The organism is Vibrio ouci (assembly GCF_004551525.1).
GTDB classification, from domain to species: Bacteria; Pseudomonadota; Gammaproteobacteria; order Enterobacterales; family Vibrionaceae; genus Vibrio; species Vibrio ouci.
Window position 1 is genome coordinate 23,298 of sequence record NZ_SATR01000029.1, and the last position, 22,456, is coordinate 45,753.

Consider the following 22,456-nt stretch of genomic DNA (forward strand, 5'->3'; position numbering starts at 1 on the left):
TCAAAACAAAAAGAAAGTATTAATTCACTTTTTTAACATATTTATTCACAGCTAGTTTCCCAGTTCCTATCCTATGAGAATCAAAAAAGCCCGTTTGCTTTCACAAACGGGCTTTTACTATCTCAGTCTAACTATGATTATTTTTTCAAGCTGTTCAGTGCACGAATACGGCTTGATAGTGAGTAAAGACGGATAAAGCCTTCTGCATGACTTTGGTCATACACTTCATCTTCGCCAAAGGTTGCAAACTCTTCACAGTACAAGCTGTTGTCAGAACGTTTCTGAGTCACTGTTGCATGGCCTTTATACAGCTTAACAACCACTTCACCGTTAACATCTTGAGCCAGCTCTTCTGACGCCGCTAGAATAGATTTACATAGCGGAGTAAACCAACGACCATCGTAAACTAAGTGCGATGCTTTCACGCCTAACTCTTCACGGAACTCAAATGCTGTTTTATCCAGAACCAGTTGCTCTACTGCACGTAGTGCTTCCATCATGATGGTGCCCCCTGGAGTTTCGTAACAACCACGAGACTTCATACCGACTAAACGGTTCTCAACGATATCGATACGACCAACACCGTGTTTCACGCCTTTGTCATTTAGGTATACCAGTGCGTTGTATGGCGTCATTGTCTCACCATCTACTGCAACGACTGCGCCTTTTTCAACTTTTAGCGTTACGTATTCCGCTTCGTTTGGTGCTTGCTCAGGGTCAACTGTCCACGCCCAACAATCATCGTTTGGCGCATTCCAAGTATCTTCTAGTACGCCACCTTCTGTTGAGATATGCCACGCGTTAGCATCACGAGAGTAAATCTTAGTTAAAGATGCGCTACATGGGATGTTACGCTCTGCTAGGTAATCTAGACACTCTTCACGACTCACTAGATCCCACTCACGCCATGGTGCGATGACATGTAGGTCCGGTGCTAGTGCTGCGAATGCGCCTTCAAAACGTACTTGGTCGTTACCTTTACCTGTACAGCCGTGACATAGAGCGTCTGCGCCCACTTTACGTGCCACTTCCACTTGAGCCTTAGCAATGATTGGACGCGCCATTGAAGTACCTAATAGGTATTTACCTTCGTAGTAAGCACCTGTTTTTAGCGTTGGGTAGATGTAATCAGCAACCATCTCTTCTTTTAGGTCTGCGATATAGCACTCAGATGCACCTGACGCTTTCGCTTTTTCCTCGATGCCTGCTAGCTCCTCTTCGCCTTGACCAACATCGGCGACAAACGCAACCACTTCACAGTCATAGTTTTCTTTCAGCCATGGAATGATCACTGATGTATCCAGACCGCCAGAGTATGCGACAACTACTTTATTTACTTGAACTTTGCTCATTTTACTTCTCCAAATTCCCGGCGCTGCGCTTGGCGGTCAGTGCTACGGGTTACTTCCTGTTAATTCTTATTTAGTTCAACGCAGGTGCATTGAAACGAAATTGTTTATTCCATCTTTACTGAGGTAGAAACTGGGTACCAATGCTTTGACCGGCAAATAGGTCTGTAAGCTTATCTGGGTAACGCCATGTTGCGACTTCAATTGGTCGACCAAGGTCATTGGCTGCTTCAAGTGCCGCTTGTACCTTAACGATCATGCCGTCAGTGATAACATGGCCATCAATCAAGCTTTGCGCTTGTTTCTCATCGAGGCTTTTAATCAAATGACCTTTGCCATCCAATACGCCACTCACATCAGAAAGCAGCACTAACTCAGCATCCAAACTGCCCGCAACCGCTACTGCAGCTTGGTCAGCATTGACGTTCATCATCTGGCCTTGCTCAGTCAAACCAATCGAACTAATGATTGGCAGTGCACCTGCAGCCAATACCGCTTGAAGCACTGATGAATCACCTGGGGTCGCTTTACCTACCGCACCTAGCTCTGGATCAAGCTCTTCGATATGACATAGGCCACCATCGGCAAGGCTTAGACCAACAGCGTTAAGGCCATCCTTAATCGCTTGCCCTTGCAGCATCTTATTTGCGGTACCAGCCAGTGCACCTGCAATCACAGGGACCTGCTCGTAAGGGGTCACTCGTAAACCATTTTTCTTAACGGTTTCCAGTTGTAGCTTCGCCATAAGATCGTCCACTAGATAACCTCCTCCATGGACGATCACAATTCGTCGCTGAGCTTGTTGTTGGTAGTTGGCAATCGCACCAAATACCTGGCTTAACGTCTCAGTACACGACAGTGCAGCACCGCCTAATTTGATCACTAATGGAGTTTGTTTGTTATCTGTCATCACTTATTCCTTCCCTGCCCAATTAAACAAGAGCAGTCAGCTCTGGAAATCCGTAGTGGATGTTTACACATTGCATCGCTTGACTTGATGCACCTTTAAGTAAGTTATCAATCGCTGAAACAACAATGATATGCTCACCTTGAACCTTCCAGCCAATATCGCAGAAAGGCGTATTCTCTACATTCTGTAGTGTTGGCAATGTAGACTCTGTAAGTCGCACTGCCGGTTTATTTTGGTAAGCCGACGTAAATGCTTCTGCAATCTGAGCTTCTGTTACGCCTGCTTTGAGTTTCATCGTGATAGTGGCCAAAATGCCACGCTTAAAGTTGCCAAGATGGGGAGTAAAAATCACATCGGTACCCAGATGAGAAGCAATCTCTGGCTGATGACGGTGATTAAACACACCATAAGCTTGTAAGCTCACTTCGCAAAAGCTGTTGGTCATTGAGGCTTTTCTGCCAGCTCCTGACACACCGCTCGTAGCATTAATCACTGGCCACTGGTTGGTATCGAGCAAAGCTTCATCAAGTAACGGTTTGATCGCTAGCTGAGAAGCGGTTGGGTAACAGCCCGGAACGGCAATCAGCTGGCTCTGCTTGATCCCTTCAGCATTCCACTCAGCAAGCCCGTATACCGAATTATCTAGCCAAGCTTCATGTTGATGCGCAAAACCATAGAATTCATCGTAAAAGCCTTCCTTCTTAACGCGGAATGCACCGGATAGGTCGAAGACTTGGCAGCCCTCTGCTAAGAAGATAGGGGCTAAGTCATGGCTTACTTCATGAGCGGTGGCTAGAAACACCACATCACTCTGCTTAGCGACTTGAGCGGGGTCTTTTAACGGCTCGACCGAATGACTAATAATGCCCGCGAGCTTACCGTGCAGCTCAGCGATGCTCTTACCAGCATCTAGACTATTGGCGGAAACATACAAACCTGATAGCGTAAGTTCAGGGTGTTTGTGCACCATCAGAGCGAGTTCCGCTCCTGTGTAACCGCTTGCGCCTATGATTGTGGTTTTAAGCATCTCTAACATCCATTTTCGACTTAAAATTGCCACTCTAGTTGTGACTATAAATTTAAATTATTTGCTCTTTATTGGTTTTTTATTCAATAAAAGTGATTTAATATGTGTTTTACCTTCTTAACCCAAATCTGTCAACAGGGAAAGTAAACTAAATATGCAATTACCAAGTTTTCTAGAGGTCTACAGCGGCCTAATCTCCACCTCATCGATCAGCTCGACAGATCCAAGTTGGGATGAAGGCAATGCGCAAGTAATTGAAAAACTCGCCACTTGGCTCAAAGATATCGGTTTTGAAGTAAATCTGACGGAAGTAGAACCGGGTAAATTCAACCTCATCGCCAAAAAAGGTTCTGGTGAAGGCGGTTTGCTGCTTGCAGGACACAGCGATACCGTGCCGTTTGATGAAGGGCGTTGGAACTACGAGCCTCATGCACTCACTGAAGCGAACAACCGCTTTTACGGTCTAGGGACAGCGGATATGAAAGGTTTCTTTGCCTTTATTATTGAAGCGGTTAAAAAAGTAGACTGGAGTAAACAGACCAAGCCGCTCTGTATACTTGCGACTTGCGACGAAGAGACCACTATGCTCGGCGCTCGCCATTTCACTGAAAGTGCCCCATTTAAACCTGATTACTGCATCATTGGTGAACCAACCAGCCTAGTGCCCATTCGCGGCCACAAAGGTCATGTGGCCAATGCCGTGCGTGTGACGGGTAAATCAGGTCACTCTTCAGATCCTGCGTTAGGGGTTAACGCGATTGAGATTATGCATGAAGTGTTGTTCGCTCTGATGCAGCTGCGCGACAAACTGATCAAAGAGTACCACCACCCAGGGTTTGCTATCCCAAGCCCTACGCTTAACCTTGGTCATATTCATGGTGGTGACAGTGCCAATCGCATTTGTGGCTGTTGTGAGCTGCACTATGATGTGCGACCACTACCGGGGATCAGCCTAGATGGACTCGATAACATGCTGCGTGGTGCGCTGAAAGAAGTAGAAGCAAAATGGCCGGGACGTATTGCTATTACCCCGCTGCACGAACCGATTCCAGGTTACGAATGTCAACATGACCATCCATTTATTGGTGGCGTAGAAGAGATTTGTGGCGTTGACTCTGAAACAGTCAACTACTGTACGGAAGCACCGTTCTTGCAACAGCTCTGCCCAACACTGGTACTAGGACCAGGTTCGATTGACCAAGCCCACCAGCCTGATGAGTTCCTAGCGTTTGACTTTATCGACCCAACCATCGATGTTCTGTCAAAAGCGATGCATAAGTATTGTTTTTAGCTTCTGAATGGCTAAGAAAAGGGTTGGTGTCGTATACCAACCCTTTTTTAATTTGTCATCCTCAAGAATAAGGGGCGGGGGGAATCGGGGGTATCTTGAAGTGAGTCGAAAGTTTTAAGAGATTCCTTACTCGCTCATTCTTCTCTCTAAGGAATGACACAATCTAGATATGCCCCTCTGATAAAGCAAACCTCTAACTCACTTATCAACGGGGGCATTGTGCGGAACGAAGTGCGAATTCTCAGCCCAATTCTGTAATAAAATTTCAACATAATTAGTCAATCACATAGCTCGCTATGCGTTACATTCACTTGCACAATATTTGCAAACTTAACCTACAGTAATTGACTCCAGGCGACATTTTTCGCTAGATTGTTTACCTAACAAGGAACATTGGATGTAATTTTTTTACAAGGCAGGATGACAATGAACGAGAAATACTCTGCTCTCAGAAGCAATGTGAGCATGCTAGGACACTTGCTCGGCAACACCATCAAGGACGCACATGGTGACGTACTTCTAGAGAAAGTAGAAACCATTCGTAAACTTTCTAAGTCCGCCCTCGCAGGCAATCAAAAAGATCGCGACAGCTTAATCGAAGAGATTAAAAGCCTGCCAAATGAACAACTCACCCCTGTTGCTCATGCATTCAACCAATTTCTAAACCTTACTAACATGGCAGAGCAGTACCATACGATCTCTCGCCATTGTGATGCTCACGTTTGTGAACCTGATGCGATTAACTCGCTTTTCTCTAAGCTGGCACAAAATGACATCAGCAAGCTAGATACTGCGCAAGCCGTCCGTGATCTCAACATTGAGCTGGTACTGACCGCTCACCCAACAGAAATCACTCGTCGCACCATGATCAACAAGTTGGTCAAAATCAATGAGTGTCTATCTAAGCTTGAACTTGGCGAGCTATCAGTGAAAGAGCGCGCGAAAACAGAACGCCGCCTAGAACAACTTATCGCCCAAAGCTGGCACTCAGATACCATTCGCCAACAGCGACCAACGCCGCTTGATGAAGCGAAATGGGGCTTTGCGGTTGTAGAAAACTCACTATGGGAAGCGGTACCAGACTTTTTGCGCGAACTCGATCAACGCCTAGAAGGTCACCTTGGTGAAGGCCTTCCTATCGATGCACGCCCAGTACACTTCTCTTCTTGGATGGGCGGCGACCGTGACGGCAACCCATTTGTTACTCATACCATTACCCGTGAAGTGTTACTGCTTTCTCGCTGGAAAGCGGCTGACCTTTACCTAGGCGACATTAACGAGCTGGTTAGCGAACTGTCGATGACCCAGTGTAATGATGCCGTTCGCGCACTAGCGGGTGAAGATGAGCACGAACCATACCGTGCGGTTCTTAAACAGCTTCGCGCACTACTGAACGAAACCAAAGAAATCCTAGACGCTAAGATTCACGGTCAAAAGCTGGCAGTGAAAGCACCACTACAACGCATTGAGCAACTATGGGAACCACTGTACGCGTGTTACCAATCACTGCATGAGTGTGGCATGGGCATCATCGCTGATGGTTCGCTACTGGATACACTTCGCCGTATTAAAGCGTTTGGTGTGCACCTAGTTCGTCTTGATATTCGCCAAGAGAGCACGCGCCATTCAGATGCCCTATCTGAGCTAACTCGTTACCTAGGCATTGGAGATTACGATCAGTGGAGCGAACAAGATAAAGTTGCCTTCCTAACCAATGAGCTGGCTTCTAAGCGCCCTCTTCTTCCGCGTGACTGGGAACCATCAGAGTCAGTTAAAGAAGTACTCGATACCTGTAAGATTGTTGCAGCGCAGCCTCGCGAAGCATTTGGTGCTTACGTTATTTCTATGGCGCGTACTGCCTCTGACGTATTAGCTGTTCACCTTCTGCTACAAGAATCAGGTTGCCCTTACCGCATGGACGTGTGTCCTCTGTTCGAAACGTTAGACGATTTGAACAACGCTGAAGCGGTCATCAAACAGCTAATGGGTATCGACTTATACCGCGGCTTCATCCAGAACCACCAAATGGTCATGATCGGTTACTCTGACTCAGCGAAAGACGCAGGTGTAATGTCTGCAGGTTGGGCGCAGTACCATGCGATGGATTCACTGGTAAAAGTTGCTGAAGAAGAAGGCGTAGAACTAACGCTATTCCACGGCCGCGGCGGTACTATCGGTCGTGGTGGTGCACCAGCGCATGCGGCACTGCTTTCTCAGCCACCGAAGAGCCTCAAAGGCGGTCTGCGTGTGACCGAGCAAGGCGAGATGATTCGCTTTAAGCTAGGTCTACCAGATGTTGCCGTAAACAGCTTTAATCTGTACGCGAGTGCAATCCTAGAAGCGAACCTACTGCCACCACCAGAGCCTAAGCAAGAGTGGCGCGACCTAATGGACGTACTGTCTGAAGTGAGCTGTGAAGCTTACCGTAAGGTTGTACGCGGCGAACCTGACTTCGTTCCTTACTTCCGCCAAGCAACGCCTGAGCTAGAGTTGGGTAAACTACCGCTAGGTTCTCGCCCTGCTAAGCGTAATCCGAAAGGTGGTGTAGAAAGCCTACGTGCGATTCCATGGATCTTCTCCTGGAGCCAAAACCGTCTGGTTCTGCCTGCATGGCTTGGCGCTGGTGAAGCAATTCAATACTCAGTCGACAAAGGTCACCAAGCACTACTAGAAGAGATGTGTCGTGAGTGGCCATTCTTCTCGACTCGCCTAGGTATGCTGGAAATGGTTTACACCAAGTGTAACCTAGAGATTTCTCGTTACTATGATGAGCGACTCGTCGACAGTGAGCTACTACCACTGGGCGACCGCTTACGTGATCAGCTACAGCAAGATATCAAAGCGGTACTTAACGTAGAAAACAATGAGAACTTGATGCAAAGCGACCCTTGGGGCTTAGAATCAATTCGCCTACGTAACATCTACGTCGAGCCATTGAACATGCTGCAAGCAGAGCTGCTATACCGTACTCGTCAGAATGAAGAGTCGGCACCAGAGCTTGAAGAAGCATTAATGGTGACCATAGCAGGTATTGCCGCTGGTATGCGTAACACAGGTTAATGCCTCCAGCGCCGACACAAGAAAAGGTTGATGTGTAAAAGCATCAACCTTTTTATATGGCAATCAAACAAAACACCAGATACAACCCCCAACCAAAGCGACAAAACGACATTTTAGATAGCATAAAATACCATCCAATTATCATTATTGAGATTTTTGTCAGTTTTTCGGGCTATTTTGTCCTTCTATTCCACTTTATGCTTATTATTTAGATATACTACTCAACCTCTACAGCGATACATATATAATTTACAGGCTGTAGACCTCGATAATTCACTTATCGATCCTAGGTGATAAACCGGCTTTTCAAGGTGACATGACCAACATTGGTTGGTGCTGCTTTCTTATACGATAAAGAGTGCCTCAAGAAGCACGAGAGTAATTAAGCAGTTGTATTTAGTAGTTTATTTACCTTTTGGATTGAAGACATGTCATTACCACACGTTATCTTAACCGTTCTAAGCACACGCGACGCAACCGGATACGACATCACTAAAGAATTTTCTGCCACTATTGGCTACTTCTGGAAAGCGAGCCACCAGCAAGTTTATCGCGAGCTGAACAAAATGGCTCAAAATAACTTAGTGACTTGCGTACTAGAGCCTCAAGAAGGCAAACCAGACCGTAAGGTTTACTCAATTACGGATTCAGGCCGAGTAGCCCTTGGGGAGTGGTTTGATCAACCAACCGCGCACCCAACCGTTCGTGACGAGTTCTCTGCAAAGTTAATGGCTTGTGCCGTACAACCTTCAGCGCCATACCGAGTTCAGCTTTCTGAGCTAGTTGAAGAGTCACGTAAGCTAGTTGCGCACTACCAAGAAATTGAAAACGCATACTACCCTGCAACAACGACATTAGATAAGCAACAGCGCCTTGAGCGTCTAACGCTACGTAGAAACCTACTGATCCGCCAAGCTTGGATTACGTGGGCAGAAGAGGTATTGGTTGAGCTAGAAGAGCTAGCATAACTGACCACCAAAACGAAAAAAGGTTGGCGATAGCCAACCTTTTTGTTTTTAAAGCGTAGCGATTAAATCCCATCACCACCAATAAAGCTTTGCGAGCGACCATTAAACTGCTGGTCCATATCCAATGAGGGTTTGTCTGTTTTAGGTCGACCAACAATCTTAGCCGGAACCCCAGCAACCGTGGTATGTGGTGGAACAGGCTGAAGTACCACAGAACATGAGCCAATCTTAGCCCCTTCGCCGACTTCGATATTGCCTAAAATCTTAGCACCAGCACCAATCATCACGCCTTCACGGATTTTCGGGTGACGATCACCGCACTCTTTACCAGTACCACCTAGGGTTACATCCTGCAGAATCGAAACATCATTTTCGACAATGGCCGTTTCGCCAATCACGATCCCGGTCGCATGATCGAGCATGATACCGCGACCAATTTTTGCCGCTGGGTGAATGTCGACCTGACAAGCCACTGAAATTTGGTTCTGCAAATAAGTCGCCAGTGCGATTCGGCCTTGCTTCCATAGCCAGTTCGCCACTCGGTAGCCTTGCAGAGCGTGATAGCCTTTTAAATACAGTAATGGCATTGAATACATCGCAACCGCCGGGTCACGATTCACTGTCGCACAGATATCGCATGCTGCCGCTGCACTGATGCCCGGATCGGCGTTCAACGCTTCTTCAACGACTTCCCTGACTGCCATGGCTGGCATAGATGCAGTATTTAGCTTATTGGCTAGAATATAGCTCAGCGCTGCACTCAGGCTATCATGCTTAATAATCGTCGCATGATAGAAGCTTGCTAACATTGGCTCTTGCTCTGAAAGCTCACGCGCTTCCTTCACAATAGTTTGCCAAACTTTCTGTTTCTCACAATGTTTCATTTAAATACCTAGTACTGAATCCCTATAGTCTCTAGTACGATGTTAGCGCTCAAATTAAGCTTCTGCTTTCTTATCGCGTGCTAACAAATCTTTTGCTGCTAAGTGTGCATCCTTCCCTTGATACAATACTTGATAAATTTGGTCAACAATTGGCATCTCAACACCCATACGTTCAGCCAATAAGTAAACCTCTTTGGTGTTGCGATAACCTTCAACAACCTGACCGATTTCTTGTTGGGCAGTATCGACATCTTTACCCTTACCTAGAGCAAGACCAAAACGACGGTTTCGCGATTGGTTGTCAGTACAAGTCAGCACAAGATCGCCTAAACCCGCCATGCCCATAAAGGTTTCTGGTTGCGCACCTAATGCCGCACCTAGACGCGTCATCTCAGCAAGACCGCGGGTGATAAGTGCCGTGCGCGCGTTAGCACCAAAACCAATACCATCAGACATACCGGCGCCAATCGCAATCACGTTCTTCACTGCGCCGCCAAGCTGCATACCGATGAAATCACTGTTAGCGTAAACACGGAATGTTTTGCTGCAGTGGATCTTCTCTTGAAGGTCAGCGACAAATTCAGCATCCGGTGATGCCACCGAAATCGCCGTTGGCATCCCCATCGCCAGCTCTTTAGCAAATGTTGGTCCAGACAGAACCGCTAATGAGTAACCTTCACCAATGGCATCAAAAGCCACTTCTTTGAGTAGACGACCAGTTTCAGGCTCAAGACCCTTAGTCGCCCAACAAATACGGGTATCTTCACGTAGGAAAGGCTTAACGTTATTCAGTACGATGCCAAACACGTGGCTAGGAACAACCACCAGCAAATCGCGGCTAGATTGCACCGCTTTTTCTAAATCGGATTCAACGATTAGCGACTCAGGAAAATCAATACCTGGTAAAAATTCATGGTTGGCACGATCCGCTTCTAGTTGAGCCATATGCTCTGGATCATGACCCCAAATTACTACATTTGCACCATTGCGTGCCAAAGAGATTGCCAGTGAAGTACCGTATGAACCAGCACCCAGTACTGTCATTGCAATATCTTTACCGTAGGCATTATTGGTCTTATCTTTCATTGTTCCGCCTGATTGTCATTCGGGTAACTAGAATCTTATCGTTAAGTTCTACATAAGATTAAAAATTAACACTAAGCGCCCAGTTTTAGGTTGGCTATTGATGCCTCTAAACAAAAAATGCACATCGCGTCGATAATAGACACTCTGTGCATTTTTTACAGCTCCCCTGCTTAACAGAGGAAAATTAATTATGCTTCAGCTTGGCCTTCTTGCTGAGCTTGCTGCTGTAGGTAGTTCATAAACAGAGCATCAAAGTTAACTGGTGCTAGGTTTAGTTGAGGGAACGTACCTTTAACCACTAGGCTTGAGATAGTTTCACGAGCGTATGGGAATAGGATGTTCGGGCAGAATGCACCTAGGCAGTGTGCAAGTTGACCAGCTTCCATCTTATCAGCAGTGAAGATACCACCTTGTTGAACTTCACATAGGAATGCGTTTTCTTCAGCGTTCTTAACCGTCACTGTTAGACGTAGAACCACTTCGTATACACCTTCACCTAGTTCGCGGCTTTGAGTGTCTAGGTCCAGTTTTACATCTGGGTTCCACTCTTTTTGGAACATGTCAGGAGAGTTAGGCGCTTCAAAAGATACGTCTTTTAGGAAAATACGTTGAATTGCGAAGTTCTGTGCTTCTTGTTGTGGTGCTGCTTCAGCCATTTTAAAAATCCTTTAATCCTGCATTAAATAGTCTTACTGGAGACTAACCGAGAGACGTTGCTATGACTAGGTTTCCGATAAAATTCGTGGAACTCTTCACATCTCTCTAAAACAAACGCTGATTTTTCAATCAGCGTTTCGATATCGGGCGTTGGAATTACTTCTTGCCTTTAACTAAAGGCATGTTTGCTTCACTCCAAGCAATCAAACCGCTTTTCAGCAAGTTAACGTTTTCAAAACCTGCTTTTGCAAGAAGGTTTGCACTCTCTTGCGCAGTTTGACCAGTCTTACATACCACAATGATTGGGTCAGATTTGTGGTTTTCAAGGCTACCGAAGTTACCCGCTTTAATGTCTGACGGTAAAATGTGAACTGCATCCGTAATATGGCCTTTACGGAACTCATCTTTACTACGGATATCAACCACAACACCGCTTTCACGGTTCATTAGTTGCGTTGTTTGTGCTGCTGTGATCTCTTTGTAAGCCGCTGTAGATGACTTAACGATGTTCATGATCAAGGCGACAACAAGACCTACCCAAACCACAGATAGAATCATGTTCTCTTGAAAAAATGCGATGTACTCTTGCATGTCCTGTGCTCTTTGATGATAGAACCGCAGCTTCAAATATGAAGGATATAGCAGCTCTAGGCTAAAAATTCAGATTGGAAGTATAGCGAGGTTGTTGACTCAAGGCGAGTTACGCCTTGAGTTATTTTGCGGAGGGTTAATCTGTATCTCGTTTGAAAGCAAAACGAACTAGCACAATTGCAACACCAAGCATCCCGCCCAACAATGTTGCCAGTACACAGATTAAGGCTCGTTTAGGCCCCACTTTTTCTTCAGCAACAATAGCGGGATCTATTGTTTTAAAGGCAAATTCGTCTTTAACTTCAGCAAGCATCAAGCTCTTAGTTTGCTCTTCAATAAGCTGGTAGAAAACACTGTGCATTTCAACTACCTTTGTTTTATCCAACTGCCTCTGAAGATAGTCAATATTACGGTGTGTCTCAGTTAATGTTTCATCCTTTACCCATAGATTCAATTCACTGACCAGTAACTCAACCCATTGTTGGGCAATTATTGGAGAAAAATGCGTGATACTTAAAGTCACTAGGCCTGTATCTTTAGCTTTAGAGACCGTTAGAATTGCCTTTAGAGCTTTATGCGCTTCCCATAAAGTTGGCTCCAGAGTAGAACCGGGGGTATCAGGGTCATCTAACCAAATACCATCGTAGTAAATTTCGGTATTGTAATTTATCAGACCACTCTCTTTATCCCATGATTTCACAGCCACCAGATTAGGAGCCATATTGTACTTTTCAATCATCGTTGAAAGAAATAGTCGTGATTGCAATGTCGCTAATGCCAATGCTTCAGCATCAGCATTTCCTCCACCTATATTTATTCCTGCTAGCGATGCTAGACCACCGAATTGACTTGCCATTGCAGCTAATCCACCACTGCTCTCTCCGTTTGCAGAAACCAAAGTTGCCGAGGATTGGTAGGTGTTAGGCTTGGACAGTGCGAATAGCACGCCAGCAATAGCAAACAAGAAAGTTGTAACGATAATCACCCATTTCCCGCGCCAAAGAGCAACAAAGAGCTCTCTCAAATCAATTTCATCACTTGGCGCTGGAATCTGCTGAATTTGCGCAAAGCTCGCACTGTTTGTTAGGGGGTTGTTCATAATATTCCAGTTTTAAAAAGAGCCTTGGTAGCAAGGCTCAAGATTCTAGATTAGTTTTTGATTGCACTCCAAGCGACACCAATTTGATACAGTATTTGTGTTGCTGAAGTCAGAGTGCTCAATCCATCAAGATAATCCGTATCAAGAGGAACAATAATCGTGTCACCAGGCTCTAAAGGCTGAGACTTTCGGCTAAACCAAAAGGAACTATTCGGTAACATAACCGACCCATCCGCTCGGACGATGTAGACTCGATCGGTATCAGCCTGTTTTTTTGTGCCTCCCGCAGACTGAACATACTCCTCAATAGACATACCTGGTTGATATGTATGGTTAGAAGCAAACTGAACTTCTCCTATAACGCTGATAATTGGCTGTTCAGCAGGTATGTACAGCTTGTCACCTTTTTCAAGCATTAAGTCAGAGCTCTTATTGCCAGCTAAAGCTTGAGGTAGGTTAATAACTAATCGCCCCATAGCCTTTGTAGAAGCAAGTGCATCAGCAATACTCAGGGCCTCTGAAGGACTTGTGGTATATCTAGCACTACTACTTTGTCGACGTAATGCTAAATTGCTTATCTCTTGCTTAAGCTGTAAGTTCAACAGCTTAAGGCGCTCTTCTTCTTGACGTTTTAAACTTTCTCGACTGAATACTGCGCCCTGAGGGTAAGCGTATTTTGTTAAACCACCAGCACGTTCAATTACATCCTGTAGCGTTTCACCACGCTGAAAAGTGTATGTACCAGGAAAAACGACTTCACCTTGAAGCTCTATAGCATAGTCTCTCTGCCAATTGGGTTGCGTTTTAATGATCAAATGATCAAGTGGAGCAATACTTAATTCTTCTGCCCCCTGTAAGACATCTTGAGGAGAAAAGTTGAAATGTTTAACAGCGAAATCATGCTTCGTCTTTTCAGTTCGACTCAGCTCGGCATTATATAGATAAGCCTGCTCAGAAAAGCCACCAGCAGCCTCAATTACTTGCGAAAATGTAGCATTATTAGCCAAGGGGTAAACACCGGGGAACTTGACCGCACCGGATATTTCAACAATTCGTGCAGACTTTTTAAGAGCTGCTTGAGCTTTTAATCGCTCGATAATTGGCTTTAGTAAGACTTCACGACTTGATAACCTTATATTGTCAGCGATAGCATAGCTATCAGCATCTGCCGTTGAAAGGCGCTTTTCTTGCTCCGTGACAGTCAAAGCTCCTGTGTCTTCATCAAGAACTTCAACACCTTTTAAACCTAGTGACTCTGAGACAGACTTCTTATTCGCTTCACGCTTTCGGTACCAATATTCAAGGTCAAGTCCATTATCAAAAATAAAAATCTGATCGCTTTTTCTAAGTTTAAGGTTACTGCTTGATTCCGGTTCTTGAAGTGCCTTGGCCAGATTGAATTGCAGAATGTCTATGTCTCTATGGACATTTGTTTCCCGAACTATAAGACCGTAATTTAAGTCTGCGTTTTCTTTGAGATCCTTTTTACGGATGACGTCGGTGATGCGAGAGTTCGCTTTAAACTCAAAAGCGCCTTGGTTCACAAACTCACCTCGCAGCGCAATTGCGTTTTTTATTTCCAGACTTGCAGGGAATAACGTCACCTCATCTCCCGCCTGTATTCTAAATTTTCGCGATTTATCAGATGCCAAGTCAATTGTTAACTGCTTAATGCCTTGAGGTGATTGACGCTGAATATTCACTTTGGAAAGAGAAGCTGTTGCTACTGGCCCACCTGAGATATTCAAAAGATCATCAATTGTGGTTGTCCCTTTTAACTCATAGTGGGCTGGTCGACGGACCTCTCCACGAATAGTTGCCGATAACTTCTTAAGTGGCACAAATATGGTGTCACCTGCTTGTAACCTGACGTCATTACTGGAGTTGCCTTCAATTAACATATCGTAAGCATCAAAACGAGTAACAGTATTCCCCATTCGCTTAACTTGAATATTTCGCAAGCTTCCCGTTTGTTTGATTCCTCCAGAGGCAATTAAAGCCTGCGATAGAGAAGTGAGTCCATTCACGTTATATGCGCCCGGCTTTGACACATCGCCAGTAATAAAAACTTGCATGGTGCGAATTTCACTCAGGGAAACAACAGCATCTACACCAATAGCTTTTCGCTTTATTAGAGAGTCAATATACAGTTTTAATTCGCCAAACGTTTGCCCTGCTACATATTCTGGACCGAATTTGGGGATATTGATCTTTCCATCACGATCAACTTTAAGCTTATAATCATGATAGGTTTTACCAAACAATTGCACTCGAATCTCATCTCCTGGTGCAATTTGATAATCTATAGGCACAGGTAAGTTATCGATTGGCGTAAAGTCAAGAGCTTCCCCTGCAAACACATCGTAACCAAAAAAAGGCAGTTCGTTCTCGTGACTCTCAGACTTTTCCTGAGGCCCCTGAAGCTCTGTCGCCCTCTTTGCTTTAGGAGCTTCAGTCACTGCTGTACTTTGGTTTTGAGGACGATCTGAACCTGCAATAGCTGTTAAATCAACACCCATTTGCTTAGCTAGCATTTCTTGCTGCGCAGCTGGCAACGATTGAAATTGTTCGATTTGAGCTTGAGTCGGCGTTGCAGCCATTACTTGCGTTGATGTTAATAGAAGAAATGATAATAAAATTAACTTACTTTTTGAAATAGAAGGAGTTATCGAGTTCATTCTGTATAAGCCTATCGCCTTTAAGCTTCCGTTAAAATCTAAATTCATATTGTGACCATACGTTCCACGTACCATCTTCGGCATGTGTCGACGCATAATCAGTTGTTAGGGTTAACATTCCTGCCAAAACTGGAAGCCCATAAGAAAGTTGATACACTTGTCTTTTCTTTTCGAAAGAATCAAGCGCTGTTGTTTCTGAAGTAATGACTGATACTTTATGATCATTGTAGAACTGGAAGTATGTGCCGAAAGACCAACTATTTACTAATTCATAACTACTCGCCAAATAATTTCCAATACCTTGGGTATTAATCGCTTGCCGCTCTTTTTCATTCATTCCTTGATACTCTACGACAACTCTTATCGAGTTATGCCACAGAGATTTATGCGCGGTCCATCCTAGTACATAGGCTCCATTTAGGGCGGCCTCTGACACTTGGCTCGAAGCGACTTCACCATAAATCGCTTGCTGAGTATCCAAAATATCTGAAAAAGAGATTCGCAGGTCACCTACTGTCTGAGTTGCACCTTTAACAGGAGACGCAGACTTTTCACCATGCCAAAGGTGTTGAGTCAGCCCGACCTCTAGCCAACTTGCGAAACGACTTACCATCCTAAATGACGTGCGATATTCATAATCCTGTTCATACAGTTTGGAAACCATGGCATTAACGTTCCAAACTCCTAGCCAAGAGTTGTCTCCCATAACCGATATATTGACGTCTAAGTCATCACCTTGGGAAACCAAACTGAGATTATGGTGCCATCCGGGGCCCCACCACTTTACTGTCATCCCTACATCGAGCAATACATTCCCTGCATTCAGGGCCAAATAGCTGCCGTTCCAATCAAGCTCAGGATTGCCATCATTTTCATCATAAGCAGTATTAAGTCTAAACGCGTAACTATTCGAAATATGTTCGTAACTGGCAGAGAGCGACCATTTATCGCGTTCAACATTCCCAAACCACTTATTTTCTGTATTGGAACTTCCAGCAGAGAAAGAAGCACGGCGATTACCTCGACTCAACCTAGCACTTTGCATGGCATAACGAAACTGAGCCAATTCAGTATTCAATACAGTAACAGATTTAAGGCTAACTTCATTAATTAACGACCAACGTAATGGGTATATATTCGAAGGGCCATTCAAAACACCACCATCGGTCAGTGCAACAATACTAGAGCGAAGAAAAGGGTCACTCGCCTCTAACCAAGGAGACGCATCACTCGAGTTTACATATAACAAAAAAACAGAGGCAATTTTATAAAAATCAAGAAATTTTTTAAAAAACTTCAAACTCATCACAAAGTCTACCAACATTCAATTGGTCAAAACTATAAAGAATTGGAATTATAAAGAACCGCTAAAAGATAGCAATCTATTAATTAATCATATTAGAATTAAATCAATAACCTTTTACAGTTTCTACATTCTAAAATACAATATTTATTGAGGCCTATTATTTGGCTTCAAAATCGATGTTAATTTGTAAATCTACAAGGAACAATTCATGAAGAAAATTGCTCTAGCTTCGCTAGTTGCACTGTGTGCATCTACTTCAGCCTTTGCTGCAGAGTCAACTACTGCAACGGCTGGTAGCTCTGCGGGCGGCACTGCTGCAGGCTCAACTGCAGCAGCATCTACAGCAGCTGCGGGTGTAGCAACTACAACAGCTGTGGCTGTTGGCGCTGCTGTGGCTGTCGCAGCTGTCGCTGTCGCTGCATCTGATAGTGATGGTACAGACGGCACTAACTAATCCGTTTACAACCTGTCACGCAAACACCCTTATTTTCTTAAGGGTGTTTTTTTAGCAATCAATTATGGATATGATCATGATTTCTTTTCGAAGTATACTCTTAGTAGTATGCGTCTTGTTATCGGGATGCACGCAAAAGTTTTCGGATACAAATGCAACGATTAAAGAAGCATTATTCGGCTTTGAAGATACACGACTTTCAGCAGCTAATATTGAAGCTATTCCATACGCATCGAGCTACTTTAAAATCAACGATGGCCCGCAAATTTTCATGGTTTTAGCATTCGTTGAAAATAGTCCTACGACTGGAAAAGAACAGTTAAAATGGCTTTCAAATGATAAAGCTATGATTGTCACTGAAAATGGAAGAATAATTAAAACGGTAAACCTACCAGGTGCTAATCTAGAAGGGATTACAACAAACCCTAAACAAAAACATTTTCATACATCTAATTACTCTTGGTCTGCAATATATGATTGGCAACCTAACTATCGCTTTAATATCAAATCAAACAATAATACCCAGCCTATTCGTGAATTAACTCACAACTCTTTACTATGGTCTGAAATGTTAACCATTTGGGAGGAAAAAGTAACTTTTAACTCTCTCAGCACAACAATGACTAATCATTTTTGGGTTAACAGTGAAGGTTCGATTTTAAAATCTTCTCAATGGTTAATTCCAGGAAAGCTATATATAGAGCAAGAAGTCTTGAAGCCATACAAAGGATAGTTCCATGCGTAAACTGATCTACTGTATTTGTCTTGGTGCATGTGCTCCAGCAATAGCAAATACAACTATCGTTAATTACTCAGATAATCCCCCCCTCAAATACAGCAACTCTGTTAGATTAGAACAGATTATGTTGGACTTGGTGGCTTCAGAGGATTCTGCTTCTTTTACCAATTACCCTGTAGCTAATCGTATTTTTAACTTAGATAAACAGCGCTTGGCCAACAACCAAAAACAGTCTGTGATCAACCAGATAGACAACTCAAAAAGCAACAATAAAAGTCTATATCAGAGCCTAACTCTATTGGCTGAGCAAATTCAGGCTTGGGATGTATCTTATCGAGAGAGCATTATCTTAGATCTCGATAGAGTACGCTTAACACCATCAATGAATCCAATGCTTAATGGTCGCTATACGATAGAACTTCCCAAAAGGACGAATACCGTCGACCTCTTGGGGCTATTCTTCTCACCATCTCGAAAAGAGTTAAAGCCAAATAGTACAGTTAGCGATTACATTCATTCCACGATGCACCTCTCTAGCGCAAGTGATAGCTATGCTTGGATTGTTTATCCTGACGGGCACTCAGAAAAGGTAGGCTACGCATACTGGAATAATCAACGCACCCTAATCCCTCCTGGCAGCTCTATTTTTCTGGGATTTAATCATCCCTCTAAAGAACTAGAACAACTAGAAAAAGAAATCGTATCTCTGATTGCTTGGAAAAGAGACCCATTATGAAGCTATGCCTCCCTATCATTTTATCCATCTCACTTGGAACGACTTTCTATGCTTATGCAGAAACAAATCTGAAAGTTTCCCAAACTGACTTTGGTGGCACAGGCTTAATGCAAATGCCTTCAGGTCGCATGGCCGAACCAGGAGAGTTCAACATTGGTGCTAGTGTCAACGATGATTACCATCAATATACTGCGTCTATCCAGTTGATGAGCTGGCTAGAATCAACGGTTCGCTACACTCGCGTACCTGACCTTTATTTCAGCGATGATCCTGAATATAGCGGCGATAATTTGTATACAGATAAAGGCATCGACTTCAAGATTCGCTTATGGCAAGAAGGGTACTGGCTACCCGAGACCTCTGTAGGTGTCCGTGACTTTGGTGGTACGGGACTCTTCGATGGTGAATTCGTGGCCGCAACAAAGCGCTTTGGCAATCTTGACGTGACCTTAGGGGTTGGCTGGGGATACTTAGGCCAACGTGGCAACGTAGCCAACCCATTTTGCAAGGCAAATGATGAATACTGCTCACGCCAAGGGGATTACAAAGGCACTGGAGGTAGCGTAGATTTTGAACGCTGGTTTAAAGGCCCTGCCGCTATTTATGGCGGCTTTGAATATCAAACACCTTATGACCCTTTACGACTCAAAGTTGAGTATGATGGTAATGATTACAGTCAAGACTTCCCCGTAACCAGAGGAGGCAAAGATTTAACTCCCCACACACCTTGGAACATCGGCCTAAATTACCGACTGGGCGATTGGGGTGATGCTAAGGTCAGCTACCAGCGTGGCGATACTTTAACGCTTGGATTTAATATCTATACCAACTTCAATCATATGAGTGCTACATGGCGTGATGAACCTAAACAAGAAATTAACGAACAAGCTATTGAGAATACCGAGTGGAATAAAGTAGCGAAACAAATAGAAACCAATGCCGGTTACCACAACAACACCATTTATGTTGATGGCGATACTGTCATCGTATCAGGCGAACAAAAAAAATATCGTGACCGCGAAGAGGCCCTCGACCGCACAGCCGCAATCCTAAGCAATAATACCAACCCAAATATTCGGGTATTTAAAGTCGTAGAACAAACAGATGGAATGAATTTAAAACAAACGGCTATAGATAAAGAGAAGTACCTTGAAGCGGCCAATTACTTATCGACAGAAGCAACAGTGAAAGATAGCTTTGTAGATACCGAGCCAGAGCACTCAGACAACACATCAGTAGCAGATACGAGGGACCGCTGGAGCTACGGTGTTGAGCCAGTATTAAATCAAGCAATTGGTGGACCGGAAGCTTTCTATCTTTATAGCTTAGGGATGAATCTAAATTCAGACTATTGGTTAACGGATAACATTGAACTGGGTGGATCAGTGTATGTTAACTTTATCGACAACTACGATAAATTTAACTACGTAGACTACTCACCTCACGTACGAAACTATGCAACGCCACGCGTTCGTACTATGTTCCGAGCCTATGTGCATGATAACCCAGTAAGGTTGAACCATTTACAGCTCACGTGGTTTGAGCAGCCATTAGAAGAAGTCTACACACAGATGTATGGTGGATACCTAGAAATGATGTTTGCAGGTATAGGTGGTGAAGTGCTTTATCGACCAATGAACCGCAATTGGGCGATTGGCTTTGATGCAAATTTGGTAAGCCAACGAGAACCTGACTCATGGTTCGGTGTCTACAACGAAGATTTTTTCTATTATGACAGCTATAACCCTAATGACTGTGGTGCAGAGCCGTGGAAGTGTCAAGGCTATGTATTGAATAAGGGGACCACCGGCCATCTAACTGGCTATTACATGCCACAATGGGCCATGTTTGAAGATACGCTGTTTAAAGTAAGTGCTGGTAAGTTCTTAGGTGGAGATGTCGGTGCCCGTGTTGACTTCTCTAAACAGTTTAAATCAGGTGTCATCGTGGGAGCTTACGCGACCTTTACTGACTTGACGGCAGAGGAGTATGGTGAAGGGAGCTATAACAAAGGGTTTTATATATCCATTCCACTTGACATCATGACGATTAAACCAAGCACTAACCGTACTCAAATATCATGGCAACCAATCACTCGTGACGGTGGTCAAATGCTCAACAAGCAGCACTACTTGTTTGAAAAAACAGATGCTCGCTCACCTTGGTATCAAAAGCCAAGCAGTACAAAATAGAATTAAAGGCTTGGTTTCCCAAGCCTTTTTGTTATCTGTCAATTTATGCGCGTGGAAACGGAAACGCCGTTACTTGATCGATATGATCACAACCGATCGCTAGCATAATCAATCGATCGATACCAAGTGCCACCCCTGCACATTCTGGTAAACCTGATTCTAATGCTGCAATGAGGTGATGATCGATCGGTTGAGGAGACAGTCCCATCTCTAGACGTTTTGCGTTGTCTGACTCAAAGCGATTCAATTGTTCTTGTGGGTTATCCAGTTCATGGAAGCCGTTCGCCAGCTCAATACCTTTGAAGTAGACTTCAAAGCGATCGGCAACGCGAGAGTCTTGCGGATTAATCTTCGCCAACGCCGCTTGTGATGCCGGAAAGTCGTAAACAAATGCAGGCACACGCTGACCGATTTTATTTTCGACACCAATACTGAACAGTAACTGCAGTAAGGTATCACGGTCTTGTTCCGGCTCTGCGATATCACTTAAGCCCAGTGTCGCCGCGACGGCTTTTAGCTCAGTCATCGAACCTTCCAGCGGACACACTCCGAGAACATCAATAAAGGCCTGCTGATAGCTCATGCGCTCAGCCTCGCCACATTCAAGCACTAACCGCAGCAACGAATCCATTTCATCCATTAACTTATGATGATCAAACCCCACTCGATACCATTCCAGCATAGTGAACTCTGGGTTGTGATAACGGCCGCTCTCTTCATTACGAAAGGCTTTATTGATTTGATAGATACAGCCACTACCCGCAGCAAGTAGACGTTTCATATGGAATTCTGGGCTGGTCATAAAGTAGAGCTTGCGCCCATCCGCGTAGCCAGGACCAACAAATTCCGTTTGAAAGGTATGCAGGTGAATGTCTGTCACTGTGGCATGACTCATCGCTGGAGTGTCGACCTCCAGCACATCACGCTGTGCAAAGAATTGGCGGATTTTCGCAATAATATCGGCGCGTTGGCGAAGTTGCTTAACCGACGCGGTTGGTTGCCACTGGTTGTTCATCTTAAAAGATCTCATCTCTATGTCTGGCGAGGAAAATAGCAAGTTTATTGATATTTGCCTAGCTTAATACTGCCCAGCAGCGGCATAAGAGATTGTTCATAATTGAAGCAAGCAATTTACGTAGCACAGTACAAAAAACATCCTTCATTAACGCTACTATCAATGCCAGTAATGTTACGTAACAGAGACTTAACAAGCACTCTGTCCAGCAAAGACCTGAAACTATTCTTGCCGTGATTGCAGTCACATAACCTATATTTTTTATGCCCTTTGATGCACTACCGGAGCAAAAAGCTAAATAAATCAATTTTTCTGTAAATTAGCTCTTCTACACTAACCCTACCACTTTTGGGGTGTTTCCCCATTTAATTATAACAAGCGGAAGATTCCGCAATTTCACACTGGAGGATAACT

Annotated in this window: 18 protein-coding genes; 7 read left to right on the forward strand and 11 right to left on the reverse strand. The window is 44.3% G+C overall.

From position 1 onward, the window contains the following. Positions 1-137: 137 nt before the first annotated feature. The 3 genes from ELS82_RS17100 to argC all read right to left on the reverse strand — a co-directional run bounded on the left by ELS82_RS17100 (position 138) and on the right by argC (position 3,286). Positions 138-1,352 (reverse strand): argininosuccinate synthase, encoded by a 1,215-nt coding sequence (locus ELS82_RS17100; protein ID WP_004415953.1) that lies wholly within the window; start codon positions 1,350-1,352, stop codon positions 138-140. 115 nt (positions 1,353-1,467) lie between these two features. Next, on the reverse strand, positions 1,468-2,259 hold the full coding sequence (gene argB / locus ELS82_RS17105; protein ID WP_134836554.1) for an acetylglutamate kinase: 792 nt from the start codon (positions 2,257-2,259) through the stop codon (positions 1,468-1,470). Between the two features lie 22 nt (positions 2,260-2,281). Continuing rightward, entirely contained in the window at positions 2,282-3,286 is a 1,005-nt protein-coding gene (gene argC, locus ELS82_RS17110; RefSeq protein ID WP_134836555.1) for an N-acetyl-gamma-glutamyl-phosphate reductase, read from the reverse strand. A gap of 154 nt (positions 3,287-3,440) precedes the next feature. Here argC and argE point away from each other — a divergent pair, with 154 nt between their 5' ends. The 3 genes from argE (at position 3,441) to ELS82_RS17125 (ending at position 8,605) form a co-directional block, all read left to right on the forward strand. Beyond that, positions 3,441-4,577 (forward strand): acetylornithine deacetylase, encoded by a 1,137-nt coding sequence (argE, locus tag ELS82_RS17115; protein ID WP_134836556.1) that lies wholly within the window; start codon positions 3,441-3,443, stop codon positions 4,575-4,577. Positions 4,578-5,003: 426 nt separating this feature from the next. After that, entirely contained in the window at positions 5,004-7,637 is a 2,634-nt protein-coding gene (gene ppc / locus ELS82_RS17120) for a phosphoenolpyruvate carboxylase (protein ID WP_134836557.1), read from the forward strand. Between the two features lie 428 nt (positions 7,638-8,065). Next, positions 8,066-8,605: a PadR family transcriptional regulator gene (locus ELS82_RS17125; protein ID WP_134836558.1), complete on the forward strand. Its 540-nt coding sequence runs from the start codon at positions 8,066-8,068 to the stop codon at positions 8,603-8,605. 62 nt (positions 8,606-8,667) lie between these two features. Here the strand turns inward: ELS82_RS17125 and cysE are convergent, their stop codons facing one another. The 7 genes from cysE to ELS82_RS17160 form a co-directional block, all read right to left on the reverse strand. Continuing rightward, positions 8,668-9,489, reverse strand: coding sequence for a serine O-acetyltransferase (gene cysE / locus ELS82_RS17130; RefSeq protein WP_134836559.1), 822 nt, complete (start codon positions 9,487-9,489; stop codon positions 8,668-8,670). A gap of 54 nt (positions 9,490-9,543) precedes the next feature. Next, on the reverse strand, positions 9,544-10,575 hold the full coding sequence (gene gpsA / locus ELS82_RS17135) for an NAD(P)H-dependent glycerol-3-phosphate dehydrogenase (protein WP_134836560.1): 1,032 nt from the start codon (positions 10,573-10,575) through the stop codon (positions 9,544-9,546). Positions 10,576-10,763: 188 nt separating this feature from the next. After that, positions 10,764-11,231 (reverse strand): protein-export chaperone SecB, encoded by a 468-nt coding sequence (gene secB, locus ELS82_RS17140; RefSeq protein WP_053441434.1) that lies wholly within the window; start codon positions 11,229-11,231, stop codon positions 10,764-10,766. A gap of 157 nt (positions 11,232-11,388) precedes the next feature. Then, the gene (locus ELS82_RS17145) at positions 11,389-11,823 is read right to left on the reverse strand and encodes a rhodanese-like domain-containing protein (protein ID WP_004415969.1); all 435 of its coding nucleotides are present in this window, start codon (positions 11,821-11,823) and stop codon (positions 11,389-11,391) included. Positions 11,824-11,959: 136 nt separating this feature from the next. Next, a complete protein-coding gene (locus ELS82_RS17150) occupies positions 11,960-12,922 on the reverse strand; it encodes a Wzz/FepE/Etk N-terminal domain-containing protein (protein WP_134836561.1) in 963 nt (320 codons plus the stop codon). A 50-nt stretch (positions 12,923-12,972) separates the two neighbouring features. Beyond that, complete coding sequence (locus tag ELS82_RS17155; RefSeq protein ID WP_440870481.1) at positions 12,973-15,579, reverse strand: SLBB domain-containing protein; 2,607 nt, start codon at positions 15,577-15,579, stop codon at positions 12,973-12,975. Between the two features lie 52 nt (positions 15,580-15,631). Further along, complete coding sequence (locus tag ELS82_RS17160; RefSeq protein ID WP_134836562.1) at positions 15,632-16,924, reverse strand: capsule assembly Wzi family protein; 1,293 nt, start codon at positions 16,922-16,924, stop codon at positions 15,632-15,634. A 190-nt stretch (positions 16,925-17,114) separates the two neighbouring features. Here ELS82_RS17160 and ELS82_RS17165 point away from each other — a divergent pair, with 190 nt between their 5' ends. The 4 genes from ELS82_RS17165 to ELS82_RS17180 all read left to right on the forward strand — a co-directional run bounded on the left by ELS82_RS17165 (position 17,115) and on the right by ELS82_RS17180 (position 21,027). Further along, positions 17,115-17,360 carry a hypothetical protein gene (locus ELS82_RS17165; protein WP_134836563.1) on the forward strand — a complete coding sequence of 82 codons (246 nt, stop codon included), beginning with the start codon at positions 17,115-17,117 and terminating at the stop codon, positions 17,358-17,360. A 76-nt stretch (positions 17,361-17,436) separates the two neighbouring features. Continuing rightward, positions 17,437-18,093, forward strand: a complete 657-nt coding sequence (locus ELS82_RS17170) for a YjbF family lipoprotein (protein ID WP_244230800.1) — start codon at positions 17,437-17,439, stop codon at positions 18,091-18,093. Between the two features lie 4 nt (positions 18,094-18,097). Further along, the gene (locus ELS82_RS17175) at positions 18,098-18,835 is read left to right on the forward strand and encodes a capsule biosynthesis GfcC family protein (protein WP_134836564.1); all 738 of its coding nucleotides are present in this window, start codon (positions 18,098-18,100) and stop codon (positions 18,833-18,835) included. Further along, positions 18,832-21,027, forward strand: coding sequence for a YjbH domain-containing protein (locus tag ELS82_RS17180; RefSeq protein ID WP_134836565.1), 2,196 nt, complete (start codon positions 18,832-18,834; stop codon positions 21,025-21,027). Before ELS82_RS17175 ends, ELS82_RS17180 begins: the two co-directional genes overlap by 4 nt. 43 nt (positions 21,028-21,070) lie before the next feature. On the opposite strand, the gene epmA is transcribed toward ELS82_RS17180, so the two are convergent. Then, positions 21,071-22,042 carry an elongation factor P--(R)-beta-lysine ligase gene (gene epmA, locus ELS82_RS17185; protein WP_134836566.1) on the reverse strand — a complete coding sequence of 324 codons (972 nt, stop codon included), beginning with the start codon at positions 22,040-22,042 and terminating at the stop codon, positions 21,071-21,073. Positions 22,043-22,456 lie beyond the last annotated feature (414 nt).

Excerpts from the sequence above, each read along its gene's own strand:
- ppc (WP_134836557.1), top strand. The coding sequence starts at position 5,004 with ATGAACGAGAAATACTCTGCTCTCAGAAGCAATGTGAGCATGCTAGGA.
- epmA (WP_134836566.1), bottom strand. The coding sequence starts at position 22,042 with ATGAACAACCAGTGGCAACCAACCGCGTCGGTTAAGCAACTTCGCCAA.
- ELS82_RS17175 (WP_134836564.1), top strand. The coding sequence starts at position 18,098 with ATGCGTAAACTGATCTACTGTATTTGTCTTGGTGCATGTGCTCCAGCA.
- argB (WP_134836554.1), bottom strand. The coding sequence starts at position 2,259 with ATGACAGATAACAAACAAACTCCATTAGTGATCAAATTAGGCGGTGCT.
- ELS82_RS17170 (WP_244230800.1), top strand. The coding sequence starts at position 17,437 with ATGATTTCTTTTCGAAGTATACTCTTAGTAGTATGCGTCTTGTTATCG.
- secB (WP_053441434.1), bottom strand. The coding sequence starts at position 11,231 with ATGGCTGAAGCAGCACCACAACAAGAAGCACAGAACTTCGCAATTCAA.
- argE (WP_134836556.1), top strand. The coding sequence starts at position 3,441 with ATGCAATTACCAAGTTTTCTAGAGGTCTACAGCGGCCTAATCTCCACC.
- ELS82_RS17125 (WP_134836558.1), top strand. The coding sequence starts at position 8,066 with ATGTCATTACCACACGTTATCTTAACCGTTCTAAGCACACGCGACGCA.
- ELS82_RS17180 (WP_134836565.1), top strand. The coding sequence starts at position 18,832 with ATGAAGCTATGCCTCCCTATCATTTTATCCATCTCACTTGGAACGACT.
- cysE (WP_134836559.1), bottom strand. The coding sequence starts at position 9,489 with ATGAAACATTGTGAGAAACAGAAAGTTTGGCAAACTATTGTGAAGGAA.
- ELS82_RS17160 (WP_134836562.1), bottom strand. The coding sequence starts at position 16,924 with ATGTTGGTAGACTTTGTGATGAGTTTGAAGTTTTTTAAAAAATTTCTT.
- ELS82_RS17150 (WP_134836561.1), bottom strand. The coding sequence starts at position 12,922 with ATGAACAACCCCCTAACAAACAGTGCGAGCTTTGCGCAAATTCAGCAG.
- ELS82_RS17165 (WP_134836563.1), top strand. The coding sequence starts at position 17,115 with ATGAAGAAAATTGCTCTAGCTTCGCTAGTTGCACTGTGTGCATCTACT.
- argC (WP_134836555.1), bottom strand. The coding sequence starts at position 3,286 with ATGCTTAAAACCACAATCATAGGCGCAAGCGGTTACACAGGAGCGGAA.
- gpsA (WP_134836560.1), bottom strand. The coding sequence starts at position 10,575 with ATGAAAGATAAGACCAATAATGCCTACGGTAAAGATATTGCAATGACA.
- ELS82_RS17100 (WP_004415953.1), bottom strand. The coding sequence starts at position 1,352 with ATGAGCAAAGTTCAAGTAAATAAAGTAGTTGTCGCATACTCTGGCGGT.
- ELS82_RS17145 (WP_004415969.1), bottom strand. The coding sequence starts at position 11,823 with ATGCAAGAGTACATCGCATTTTTTCAAGAGAACATGATTCTATCTGTG.